The 13,369-nt window shown below is 42.5% G+C and carries 6 protein-coding genes; all 6 read left to right on the forward strand.

Annotated features, from left to right (window positions below; all coding sequences use genetic code 11):
* Nucleotides 1-501 precede the first annotated feature (501 nt).
* The 6 genes from V7137_RS05405 to V7137_RS05430 all read left to right on the forward strand — a co-directional run bounded on the left by V7137_RS05405 (nucleotide 502) and on the right by V7137_RS05430 (nucleotide 13,338).
* Nucleotides 502-1,110, forward strand: coding sequence for a YARHG domain-containing protein (locus V7137_RS05405; protein ID WP_335697109.1), 609 nt, complete (start codon nucleotides 502-504; stop codon nucleotides 1,108-1,110).
* Between the two features lie 182 nt (nucleotides 1,111-1,292).
* Nucleotides 1,293-3,212: a BglG family transcription antiterminator gene (locus V7137_RS05410; RefSeq protein WP_335697110.1), complete on the forward strand. Its 1,920-nt coding sequence runs from the start codon at nucleotides 1,293-1,295 to the stop codon at nucleotides 3,210-3,212.
* A 169-nt stretch (nucleotides 3,213-3,381) separates the two neighbouring features.
* Nucleotides 3,382-5,325, forward strand: coding sequence for a PTS fructose transporter subunit IIABC (locus V7137_RS05415; RefSeq protein ID WP_335697111.1), 1,944 nt, complete (start codon nucleotides 3,382-3,384; stop codon nucleotides 5,323-5,325).
* Between the two features lie 210 nt (nucleotides 5,326-5,535).
* The gene (gene manA, locus V7137_RS05420; RefSeq protein ID WP_335697112.1) at nucleotides 5,536-6,480 is read left to right on the forward strand and encodes a mannose-6-phosphate isomerase, class I; all 945 of its coding nucleotides are present in this window, start codon (nucleotides 5,536-5,538) and stop codon (nucleotides 6,478-6,480) included.
* 1,076 nt (nucleotides 6,481-7,556) lie between these two features.
* Complete coding sequence (locus V7137_RS05425; protein WP_335697113.1) at nucleotides 7,557-10,226, forward strand: endo-beta-N-acetylglucosaminidase; 2,670 nt, start codon at nucleotides 7,557-7,559, stop codon at nucleotides 10,224-10,226.
* Nucleotides 10,227-10,575: 349 nt separating this feature from the next.
* A complete protein-coding gene (locus tag V7137_RS05430) occupies nucleotides 10,576-13,338 on the forward strand; it encodes an endo-beta-N-acetylglucosaminidase (RefSeq protein ID WP_335697114.1) in 2,763 nt (920 codons plus the stop codon).
* Nucleotides 13,339-13,369 lie beyond the last annotated feature (31 nt).

The following is a 13,369-nucleotide window of genomic DNA, read 5'->3' on the forward strand; positions in this document are numbered from 1 at the left end:
TCATGAGTTTTGTCTATCGGAGCGCTTAAGATAGACATTGGACCGTAAACAAGCATGTAAAACCCATAATTATTTAACATTAACCAATTTCCACTTCATAACACAAAAACAACCTTTTTTAGGTTGTCTTTGATGTGCCTGGCAACGTTCTACTCTCACAAGGACGCGTGTCCCAACTACCTTAACGGAATTGAAATCGCCCAGGTCTAATAGAGTGTTGTTTCATTAATTCGCCCATTGAAACATAAGATTCGCCCATAAAAGCCCAAAATTCGCTCATTATGACCCCAGATTCGCCCATTGAATAAGATAAACCGTTAAATAAATCTTAGTTCCCCGGATTTAGATTTTGGAGCTTTGAATTGAAATGCTGCTGTCATATCAGAATAATCTGTTTGAAATAATTACATCTTCTTTTTGTTCTATAATTATGTTTGATTGCAAGTATAGAATTTTAGATGTCCTTTACTAAGGAATATTCGATAGAAAGGGAATGTTTAAATGGATTTATGCAAAAATTGTGGTGAAAAATTATATGAATCTAGTAGATTCTGTACAAACTGCGGTTCGAGGGTTGCAGAAGATAATAAAAACATGTCCTCAACCCAAAAAACGCGCATGGAAATAAAGAAAAATCGTTCGAAAACGAGAATATTAACAGGGATCGGATCGATTACAGGTTTGCTGCTCGTCATAAGCGTTACCTTAATGGTTAAAGATTTTGATAAACCGAAACCGAAACCTAAATCGAATGTAGCAGCTACAAAAACAATGGATCAATCAAAAGATAAAGATGTAGAAAATAACGATCAAGCTAGTCAAGAAAAAAGTCATGAAAGTTCAAATCTTTCCTCTTCAGAACATATTTTGCCTGCTAGTGATAAGAGGGTGATGAGTGTAGAAGACATTGCTAATCTTACAAAAGGGCAGCTGCGTTTAGCCAGAAATGAGATCTACGCGCGTCATGGCTATATCTTTAAATCGCAGGATTTGCAAACCTATTTTTCAAGTAAATCATGGTATCATCCAGACCATTCCTTTGATGGCTCTTTAAATGAAGTAGAAAAAGAAAATGTAGACTTCATAAAGGAGAGAGAGGACAGTCTTTAGTGAAGATTATCGTTAAATGTGGTGAAAATGTTTTAATGTGCTTCAGAGTGCTTCGTTAGAAAAAGCAACTGAAATCATTAATCTTCTGAAGTAAATACGGGTACTACTGTACCTTGTTCCAATTGAATAGATGTCAAAAGAAAGATACACTTACTGTATCGTTATTTGGAGCAGGTGCAGGAATGAATAATAGACAAAAGGAATTACTTAGAATATTGCTGACGAATGAAGAAGGGGCCTTGCATATAAGGGATTTGTCGGAGGGGCTTGATTGTGCGGAGAAAACAGTAAGGAATGATTTAGACCGGATAGAGGAGTTTCTTCTTGATTATTCCAGCGCTAGACTGACCCGTAAGCCTGGTTTTGGAATAATGATTGAAATTGGCGAAGGAGAACGGTCTGCCATTTTGCGAAGTCTATTTTCTAGTGAACCCAAATCAAAGGAAGAGCGGTTGATTGAAATCACCTATCAGCTCTTAACTAGTAATAAGGCTATAACCTTACAGTATTTTTCCGATTCTTACTACATGCCCAAAGCGGCTATTAAAAAAGACATGGAAGACATTGCGAACTGGCTTCAGGTATTTAATCTTGAACTGATCACTAAACCACGGCTTGGAAATGTGATTGAGGGAACAGAGCTGCAAAAACGGAGCGCGTTGGCTCACTTATCAGAGCTCATTCCCTCTCTTTCAAACGGGAAAAATTTTGTGTTGGATCTATTTTTGCCTTATGAAATGACAACCGTGAGGAAAGCGCTGGAGGATTTGCGGGATAAGTTTTCGATAACTTTTACAGATGATGCGTTAGAGAGCCTGCTGGTTCATGCTCTGATCATGATCAAACGGACCCGGCAAAGGTCCTCTGTATTTGTCCAAGAGTCTGAAAAGGAAGCGGCACTTGGTCGAAAGGAATACCAGTCTGCCATTTGGTTTTTTAATCAGCTGGAATCCATATTTCGGCTCACGTTTCCTGAGGCAGAGCGGATCTATTTTACCTGGCACCTCATAAGCAGCAAGCGAGTAGATGAGGGATCGGAACAGGTTATGGAATATGATGAAGAGGTTGCAGAGGTCCTACGTGTGTTCATTGCGAAAATGGGAAAACTGACCTTATTTGATTTTGAAGCCGATTCGGTTTTACTAAACGGCCTTGCTGTCCATATGCTCTCCGTCATCGATCGAATTAAGTACGGTTTTCCGATCTTTAATCCGCTGCTATCTAATATTAAGAAAATGTATCCCTATATGTTTAATATGGTTATTGAGACACTCGAAGAAATTAAAAGTACTTTCCATTTAGAAATCCCTGAAGATGAGGCAGCCTATATCGTTCTTCATTTTCAAGCCTCGATTGAACGGATGGAGGGGAAAAGATACCTAAAGAAGAAGGCACTTATCGTTTGTCATATGGGAATTGGCATGTCTCATTTGCTAGAGGCAAAAATTGAACAGCAATATCAGGACATTGATATAGTAGCCTGTATCGGCAAAGCAGAAGTAGCAGATTATACAAGGCAACATCCCGTTGATTTTATTATTTCTACTGTTCCTCTTGAAATCAATTTGGAGTACATCGTCATATCACCGCTATTTGGGCAGGAGGATAAGAAAAAGTTAAGTCAATTTGTTAAGAAGGTAAAACAGAATAAGCCTGACCTTCTAGAACAAAATGCTTTTTCTCAATTATTGACGGAAGACCTTGTGTTTTTTCATTTGGATAAGGGACACCGTTATGAAGTTGTCGAAATGCTTGCCACTACTCTCTTAAACAAAGGCTATGTTAGGAAAGAGTTTATCCATAGCGCTGTGAATCGGGAAAGGAAATCTTCTACAGCGATCGGCGGAGGAGTGGCCATTCCGCATGGAAATCCGTCTGCGGTTCAAAGATCTGCGATAGCAGCAGCAATCATGAAAGAGCCAATTGAGTGGGGCGATGAACGGGTTTCATTAGTATTCCTGCTAGCGATTTCAAAAGAAAATCAAGGAGACATTCGCGCGGTGATCGGAAAAATAGCTTCCCTTAGTGAGTCACCATTGGTTGTTCATGAGTTAACAGAGGCAGAGAATTATCAGGATTTTCTACGGATCATAAATAAGTAGTGCAGAAAAGAGTAGATCGAGTGATCCACTCTTTTTTTCGTTGCTTATTATTGTAATAAAATGATTTTTACCGCAACTTCCGGTAAAAATAAAAAAAATTTACTGGACAAAGAGGATTTATTATATAAGTAAGCGATTACTAATATTTTTTCATTAGGAGGAAACCATTATGGGAAAAATTCTAGCTGTAACAGCTTGTCCAGTTGGTATTGCTCATACGTATATGGCTGCTGAAAACTTACAAAAAGCAGGCAAAGCGTTAGGCATAGAGGTTAAAGTTGAAACACAAGGGTCCATTGGGGTAGAAAATGCGTTAACGGAACAGGAAATTGCGGAAGCAGATGGAATTATTATTGCTGCCGACAAAGAGGTCCCAAAGGACCGCTTTGCTGGTAAAAAAGTCATTGTTACCGGTGTTAAAGATGGAATTCAGAACCCGGAAAAACTAATTAAGCAGATTCAGAGCGGAGATGTTCCTGTTTATAAACCAGAATTAGCATCTGCTAGTGGATCAACGAATAGTAAAAGTAAAAAGAATCCCATTTATAAGCATTTGATGAATGGTGTATCTTACATGGTTCCATTTATTGTCGTTGGGGGATTATTAATTGCGATTGCCTTGACTCTTGGCGGACAGCAAACACCTGGAGGAATTGTGATTCCAGACGATTCTATTTGGAAACAAGTTGAAAAGCTAGGCGGTACAGCATTCATGTTCATGGTGCCAATCTTGGCTGGTTTTATTGCGGTAAGTATTGCTGACCGCCCAGGACTAGTGCCGGGGATGATCGGCGGTTATATTGCAGCTAATGGTAGTTTTTATGGAAGTGAAGCTGGTGCCGGATTTATCGGTGGGATTATTGCTGGTTTCTTGGCAGGTTATATAGCCCTTGGAATTAAGAAATTGAAGGTGCCAAAAGCAGTTCAACCTGTTATGCCGATTATTTTTATCCCAATTCTTTCATCTGTTATTGTAGGTTTATTATTCATTTTCGTTATCGGTGCTCCGGTTGCACAAATATTTGAATCTTTAACAGACTGGCTTGCTAGTATGCAAGGCGGAAGTTCGATTGTATTAGCGATGATTCTTGGAGCGATGATTGCAGTTGACATGGGTGGACCATTCAACAAGGTAGCGTTCTTATTCGGTTCAGCGATGATTGCAGAAGGAAACTATGAAATTATGGGACCGATTGCAGTAGCGATCTGTATTCCTCCAATTGGACTTGGACTAGCTACATTCTTGAACAAACGCAAATTTGGTCCAACTGAAAGAGATGCAGGGAAAGCGTCCTTCACAATGGGTTTATTCGGTATTACGGAAGGTGCGATTCCATTCGCAGCACAAGATCCGCTGCGTGTTATTCCAAGTATCGTTGTAGGTTCTATGGTTGGTTCGGTCATTGCCATGCTTTCAGGTGTTGGTAACAAAGTGGCCCACGGCGGTCCGATTGTTGCCGTGTTAGGTGCTGTAGACAATGTCGTTATGTTCTTTGTTGCAGTTATTGTTGGGGTAGTTGTAACAGCGTTAATGGTTACGGCATTGAAGAAGGATGTTGAGGCAGCGCCTGCTGCTGATGTTGGTGATGGTGGAGCTCGAGCTGCTGCTCCTGTAGTAGGAAATGGTGTAATGGCAGAAGCTACAAAGGCTGAAATCGAGAAATTGACCGATATTACGAATTTGGACTTAATTGAAGTTGATTTAGACGGAACAACTCGTGACGGTGTTATCGATGAATTGATTACAAAGTTTGATGCTACTGGTGTTTTAAGCTCGAGGGAAGAATTTAAACAAGCGATCCTGAACCGTGAAGGTGAATCTTCTACTGGTCTGGGTATGAATATTGCCATTCCACATGGAAAATCAAGTGCGGTTAAACGGCCAGCTGTTGCCTTTGGAATTAAACGTAACGGTGTAGACTGGAAAAGCTTAGACGGTACAGATGCAAAACTAATCTTTATGATTGCCGTACCGGAAAAAGCAGCAGGAGATGCCCACCTGAAGATCTTACAAATGCTATCACGTAAACTAATGGATGACAGCTTTAGAGAGCGATTGTTAAAGATCACTTCTAAAGAAGAAGCATTCAAATTGCTTGAGACAATCCATTAACATAGAAAGAAACCAAAAAGAACAATTGTGAGTAGTGCATTTTATTAATAAAAATACCATTTGGAAGGAGAGCAGCCATTGCTCTCTTTTCCTTATAAAAGTCCATTCATATACCATGGGCATAGATGACACTATGTCCAAAAAAGGCAAAGCAGTAAGCACGTCCTTGAATCGAGATTGTAGAAAATAAAAATGATGGAGGTATTAGACATGCAACCGATGTTTTTAAAACCAGTTTTTAAAGAAAGAATTTGGGGCGGTACAGCTTTACAAGAAGAATTCGGCTATGAAATACCAAATGATAAAACAGGAGAATGCTGGGCTATTTCTGCTCATCCAAATGGACCCTCTATTATTGAAAATGGACCCTATGCAGGTATGTCATTGGATGCAATATGGCGAGAACAACCTGAACTTTTTGGTAACCCAAAGGAAGAAGTTTTTCCTCTTTTAACAAAAATATTAGATGCAAATATGGATTTATCTGTTCAGGTCCATCCTGAGGATACATATGCGAAGGTTCATGAGAATGGCGAACTTGGCAAAACAGAATGCTGGTATATTCTCGATTGTATAGAAGGCGCCGAAATGATTTTCGGTCACAATGCCAAAACAAAAGAAGAATTAGTCGAGAAAATGAAAGAAGGAAAATGGACCGAACTGCTTCGCAGAGTCGAAATCAAACCAGGTGACTTTTACTACGTGCCAAGCGGAACTATTCATGCTTTATGTGAAGGGACTCTTGTATTAGAAACACAGCAAAGTTCCGATACAACCTATCGTGTCTATGATTATGATCGTAGGGACGCTGAAGGGAATTTAAGGGAACTTCACTTAGAAAAAGCGATAGATGTAACGACTGTGCCGCATCAAAATGCGGGGGTTGCTCCTAAAGTTGAGGAGCGGGAAAATGTAACCATTACAACGTTTGTGGAGTCTGAGTTTTTCACCGTTTACAAGTGGGAAGTAGAGGGTAAGACTGCTTTTGAATATAATAATCACTATTTACTTCTAAGTGTGATCAAGGGTGATGGAACGCTAGTTCACAATAGTGAGAAATATCCGTTGACAAAAGGAACACATTTCATTATTCCAGTCGGCTTGGGGGAATTTGAATTAAATGGTGAACTTGAACTAATCGTATCACATGCTTAGAACAGGGTAGACATATTTTAAATCAGAATTACAGGAGTGGTGTGGGCTGAGGTAACATTTAATCAAACGTTTGATTAGTATAGCCTATTTGGTTTTTAGCCGAAATGATGTCGGATAGTAACGGACAGTTGCCTTTAGCCTTTTTTTCTAAAAGTAACAATGGCTGTTTTCAATGCTGTATAATTCCCTAACGCAGTAATGAGGATAGCAGCGATACTATCCTCTTAAACAACTAGATTTTTTAGTGCCCGAACACACCGATTTTCTCTGTATCGATATGTTGATAAATGGAATTATTGTCACTTTTGGCTTTTTTAAGTATCGTAGCAATGACAAAATTCATATCGTTTGTCCGCAGTTTCATCCATTTTTGAATGAGTCCTAGGGGATTATGAAATTTACACATAATCCCGATATTGTTTCATTGTTACACCCATTTTTCCTCAATCCCCCAAGCCGATTGACCATACTAGCTAGATTTGTTATCAAACACCCGATATATTGGATTTCGACTATGCAAAATGGTAGGGATCATCAAAGGGAATGAGGTAAGATTAACACCTTGTTCTCTTTTTTTTCTATCTGAGCCTAGCAAAAACTTATTAATCTATCTGTTTTCATGGTTTCGCAAATAAATTTAGTAGTTTCGCAAATAAATGTGGCAGTTTTACAAACAAACTCTCTCGTATTTAAAATATAGTTTGAATTTTACGCTTATTTGTTGCACTAGACCCCCTGGCCCGATTAGCTTCTATCAGTTAGTCGGGCCTTTTAACGCGCAAAACTTCCGATTTTCTCCTTAAAAAAGCCAGAAGGAACGGTCCCCATGGACATCCCGTGGACTGGAAAAACCTTAGAGATTATGGAAAAACTAAATCACATTTTGTGCATTCGTTGACGGAGCAATCTGCTCGGAATAAGATGTGAAAAAAAGAGTCAAATGGGAATGACTGACGGAAAAACATCATCGAAGGCAATTTTGACAGCGCTATCATTCTATATTCCCATTCAGGGAAAGGGGAAGCATGCTTACTTAAGCTTCAATATAAAAAATAGATAGAGAGCGAGGAGAAACAGTGAAAAACGTGAAAAAGGGCTTTTTGTGGCTGGTTTTCTTTTTGGGCATCTTTGTGGTGGGGTTATCACCTAACACAAGCTATGCCAAACAGCCAGAATCATCTTATTGGTATCCCGAACAATTATTGAATTGGACGCCGGAGAACGATCCGGATGCTGTGTTTAACCGCAGCCAAGTTCCATTGGGCAAACGGGAAGTGTTATACAAAGTCAATGACAATGCCCAGTCAGATGCAAAGGTAGTGGCTTTGTCTGCACTCAACCCCACAACGAGTGGTGTACCTTCTCAAGGCGGGAAGGAATTTTTGGCGAATACCTTTAGTTATTGGCAATACGTCGACATCATGGTGTATTGGGCAGGTTCTTCCGGTGAAGGGATTATCGTGCCGCCAAGTGCAGACGTTATTGACGCTGCCCATAAAAATGGCGTACCGATTTTAGGAAACGTTTTCTTTCCACCGACCGTCTATGGCGGAAAGGTTGAGTGGCTGAACCAAATGTTGACCCAACGGGAGGACGGCTCCTTCCCTGCGGCGGACAAGCTGCTTGAAGCGGCACGCTATTACGGATTTGACGGCTGGTTTATTAACCAAGAAACCGAAGGCGGAGATGTCAAGACAGCTCAAAAAATGAAGGATTTCCTTGTCTATCTACAGCAGCATAAGAGTGATGGGATGCAAATCATGTGGTACGATTCGATGACGAAGGACGGCAAGGTTAGCTGGCAAAATGCGTTGACCGATCGAAACAGCAGCTTCTTGCAGGACGGAGGGTCACGTGTTTCTGACAGTATGTTTTTAAACTTCTGGTGGCGCAACCAGCAGTCTTCTGTTAATAAAGCTCAGGAAATTGGCAGAAGCCCGTATGATTTGTTTACCGGGATTGATGTGGAAGCAAATGGGACAAGCACCAACGTTCCTTGGGAGGGGATATTCCCTGAGGGCAAAGCACCATTAACTTCTTTAGGCATTTATCGTCCGGACTGGGCCTTTAAAACGGCTAGCACTATGGAGGAGTTTTATCAGAAGGAAAATGAATTCTGGGTTGGAAAGTCCAAAAATCCTGCTGCAACCAGCAATAACGGGGCATGGAAAGGGATGGCCCACTACTTTACCGCTAAAACTGCGATCGAGGAACTTCCCTTTGTCACTCATTTTAATACAGGAAGCGGCAAGTTTTTCGCTACAGATGGAACGACGGTAAGCAATCAGTCCTGGAATAACCGCAGTCTCCAGGATATTCTTCCGACCTGGCGCTGGCTGAAAGAGGGCGGGCAGGCTGTTGATGTCGATTTCGATTGGGATACAGCCTATTACGGCGGCAGCTCGTTAAAGCTTTCAGGAACAATCGAGGCAGACAACCCAACACATATCAAGCTTTATAAAACCAATCTGCCAATCCAAAAGGATACGGAAATCTCGCTGACATACAAAACAGATTTGAAAAAGCCAAACATGAAACTTGGAGTCAGCTTTACTGACAAACCCGACCAATTTGTGTTCTTTGATGTGAAAAAACTAACGGATCAACCGTGGACTACTGATTCATTCAAACTAAAAAAATACAGCGGTAAAAACATCGCGGCCATCTCGCTTTTGGTTGAAAGCGACCAGGAAGTGAAAGAGTTTACGAGCAATATCGGAGAAATCAAGGTTTATAACAAACAGGAAAAGCACAATTCCATCCATGCTCCGAACGATGGAAAGGTAAATAAAATTGAGTTTAATAAAGGAATCTATGGAGACGTTGCACTTGCTTGGAAGCCGTCTGATTCCGATGTGAGCCACTATGAAATATACCGCAAACTGCCAAACAATCAAAAAGAGTTTGTTGGTGCTACCCCTAATAAGGTGTATTACTTATCCAATCTGAAGAGAAGCGGCAAAGAAAGCAGCACCACGTTGGAAATTGTTGCGGTGAACAAAGAATTTAAACGAAGCGAGCCAACAACGGTTACCTTCAATTGGCCGCCATATCCAAAGCCGGAAGCCGATTTCGGTGCCGATCAAACGGTAGCGGCTCCGGGGCAGGAAATTCATTTTCTTAATCGTTCATCAGAAGTAACAGAAGAGGTGGAATGGCACTTTGAAGGTGGAACTCCAGCAGTGAGTAATGAGGAAAATCCGGTCGTCACCTATGAAAAAGAAGGCGTCTACACGGTTACCTTGATTGCGAAAAACAGCGAGGGTGAAAGTGTCCTGACAAAAGAAGCGATGATTACCATTTCTGAAGCAGCCAAGGACATTAAAAATGTGGCATTGAATAAGACCGCGATCGCCAGTGAACAATGTGCTCCGACTGAAGCAGCGAAGTATGCCTTCGATGGCAAAGACAACAGTAAATGGTGCGCATTGGGAAATGCTCCTCATTGGCTGCAGGTGGATCTGGGCGACCAGTTTGCCCTTTCCAAGTTTGTCATTCGCCATGCACAAGCGGGCGGGGAACCGCAAGCTTTTAACACCCAGGCATTTAGGATTGAAGTAAGCACGGATGGAGTCAATTGGACAGAAGCTGTCAAGGTGACCGATAATACAGCAGCGGTTTCAGAACACAGCATCGCGTTAACAAACGCACGCTATGTTCGTTTGTGGATTGACAAACCAACCCAAGGCGGCGATACGGCTGCGAGGATATTTGAATTTGAAGTCCATGGATTTCTGAATCCATAACCATGACCATGTGGCCATGGAGACGGTTCCGCTGGCTTTTTCCAGGTGAACCTTGGGAGAAAGCCATGAGAACCGTCCCCGCGGCTTAATTAAGAGGAGGAGCAAGATGAGGAGAAATAGAAGCAAATTGTTCGGCCGAATTTTATCTGTATCGGCTGCTTTCATGTTACTTGGTTCACTGGGTGTCCCCGGGGCAAAGGCCGCCGTTAATGGGGACGGGACGGACGTCGTCAATGAGAATTATGCTGACAGGCTCAGTCTAAAGCCGCTGGCTCCGGCCTTCAGGGTGGAAACCCTTCTGAACTGGTCGCCTGAAAACGACCCGGATGCCGAAATAAACCGAGCCAGTGTGCCGTTAAACAAAAATCGCTTTAAAGGGTCCCAGGTGAATCCACTGGCCAATCCTAAGGCTGGCATCACCTCTGCGGCGATTACGAACTGGAATCATGATGAGGCCAGCTCTGTCGGAAGCAATGATTTTAATGTATATGCTTTCGACAACTGGCAATTACTAGATTCCTATATTTACTGGTCAGGAACCAATGAAGGGATTTTTGCCATCCCTACACCGGATATCGTCGATGCCGCCCACCGGAATGGGGTGCCTGTTTATGCCACGCTTGGTTTCCCATGGGGCAAATCCGCTGAGGGAGTCGCCGAAATCGAAAAGTTCACACAGCAGAAACAGGATGGCAGTTTCCCCGTTGCCGACAAGATGATGGAAGTAGCGGAGTACTATGGTTTTGATGGCTATTTTTTCAATCAGGAAACGTCTGGTGTCAGTAAGGCTACAGCTGAACGCATGAATGAAATGATGCGCTATATTAAACGGAATTCCAACCTGAATGTCAGCTGGTATGACGCGCAGGACAATACGGGAGCCATCAACTATCAGGATTCCATCAACAGCAAAAATGACATGTATGTGAAACCGGCAGAAGATGGGGAATATGCCGTTGATGAGTTCTTTTTAAACTATAACTGGACAACCAGTAAGATTAACACCACGGTAGAAACGATGCGAAGCCATAACCGCAGTCCGTTGGATGCCTATGCCGGTTTTGAAATTCAACAGAATTCCTATAATACCAAAATTAATACTGATGCACTGCTCGATGAAAAGAAACAGCCGAAAGTTTCCATTGCCCTTTATGCGCCAAACTCGACCATGGGGTTAGCGGCTGATCCGGCTGACTTCCATGAAAAAGAAAAGAATTTATGGACAGGACCACAGGGCGATCCTACCCTTGCCGATGATTCGGCTGCTTGGAAAGGGATGGCGCGTTTTGTCACGGATGCATCTGTAATCCAAACAAAGCCATTTACAACAAACTTTAACAGCGGCCACGGAAAACAATACTTTGTGAACGGAAAAATCGCCAGCGGCATTGAGTGGAATAACCGCTCCATCCAGGATATCATGCCGACGTGGCGCTGGTGGATCCGAGGTGAAGGCAGCAAAATCAAGGTTTCCTATGATTTTGATAAAGCCTATAACGGAGGCAATTCGCTGAAATTTAGCGGTGCACTTGAAGCAGGTTCTGTCAATGACATGATGCTGTACAGCTCAAAGCTTCCGGTTACGGACACAACCAAGGTCCGTGTCGTTTATCAAAACCAATCGGGAGCGGATGTGTCGCTCGGTGTGGCCTATAGTGAAGACTATGCACAAAGCAACATGAAATATTATCCGCTGCCTAAGTCGGGTGATGGCTGGCAGACAGCGGTTGTTGATCTTGGAAAGGATGCTGGGAAAACAGCCTATGCGCTAAGTCTGAAAGTCAACAACGCTGAAAAAATGGAAAACAACTCGATTCATTTAGGCGAGCTGTCCGTCTATGATGCCGCAGCAGCCGTGCTGACGAAACCTGCTGATGTGAAAATTATGGAAAAGATTCCGAAAACAGCCTTTGAGGCGGAAGCTCGCCTAAGCTGGTCCGAGCAGAAGAATGTCTTGCATTATGAGGTTTACCAGGAGAATGCCGATGGCGTGGAAACCCTTTTGGGCGTAACGCCGAATAACTATTTCTATACGCCAAATATTACGAGAACAATAGAAAATGCTTCGGCCGATAACATCACGAAACTGAAAGTGGTGCCGGTCAATCAGGAATATGTACGCGGTCAAGCCGCCACAATTTCTTTTGATTGGGGCATGGGGACGGATGCAACAGAGATCGAGAAAAACCCTACATCGCAGAATGTGGCGTTAAAGGCCAAGGTAACCTCTGTCTCAGCGGAAAATGCGGCAGAACCGGCCTCTAAAGCACTGGACGGAACAGCCCTCGCCAATAGTAAGTGGTGCGCAACCAATATGAAAACCGGATATATGACCATTGATATTGGTGAAGAGAAAACGATCCGCCGCTGGCGTGTGGAGCATGCGGAATATGGCGGGGAAGCCAATAACATGAACACCGTGGATTTTGAGCTGCTTTATAAAAATCAAAACGGCGAATGGATCAGCGCCAAACGGATTACTGATAATACGAAAGCTGTGACAGATGTGGTGTTAGATCAGCCTGTTACGGCAAGGGAATTCAAACTGCAGATTTATAACAGCGGTACTTCCCCTTGGGGAGCGATCCGTATCTATGATTGGCAAATGTTTGAAAGTGCTGCTTTGCCGAGAACAGAAAACGTGATGATGCATTTTGTAAAGGCGGAAAACAACGCTGGTGCCCAGGATAAGGTAACGATTGAAAGAGTGAAAAAAGGTCAAACCGTTCGATTATATAAGTCCTTGGATGCAAAGGATATTCTGGCAGAAAAGACGGCCGACCAAGACGGAACCATCGCCTTTGAACAGCTGGATTTCGGTTCTGAGGCTGGAAGAATCTATTATACCGTCCAGCAGGAGGATGAAAGAGAAAGCCTAAGGTATAGTGCCGCTTACTTGAATGAAAAGGTAACGGAAGTCATTCGTCAAATCAATGCTCTTCCTGATGTGGATCAATTGACGTTAGCTTATAAGCATCGTGTCAACGACTGCAAAGTGGCCTACAACAAGCTTCATCCATCCTTAAGAAGCCAGGTCACAAACTATGACCGATTGGTTCAGTTACTGGATCGGATGGAGGAATTAAAAAAGGACTTTAATAATGGAAATTAGATAAGAGAAGGGGGCAGCCATCATTTCAGGA

Origin of the sequence: Neobacillus drentensis (assembly GCF_036962765.1) — a bacterium.
Lineage (GTDB): Bacteria > Bacillota > Bacilli > Bacillales > Cytobacillaceae > Neobacillus > Neobacillus drentensis_C.

Bases quoted from the DNA above. Each gene is read 5' to 3' on its own strand.
- V7137_RS05415 (WP_335697111.1), top strand. From the start codon at position 3,382: ATGGGAAAAATTCTAGCTGTAACAGCTTGTCCAGTTGGTATTGCTCAT.
- V7137_RS05405 (WP_335697109.1), top strand. From the start codon at position 502: ATGGATTTATGCAAAAATTGTGGTGAAAAATTATATGAATCTAGTAGA.
- manA (WP_335697112.1), top strand. From the start codon at position 5,536: ATGCAACCGATGTTTTTAAAACCAGTTTTTAAAGAAAGAATTTGGGGC.
- V7137_RS05410 (WP_335697110.1), top strand. From the start codon at position 1,293: ATGAATAATAGACAAAAGGAATTACTTAGAATATTGCTGACGAATGAA.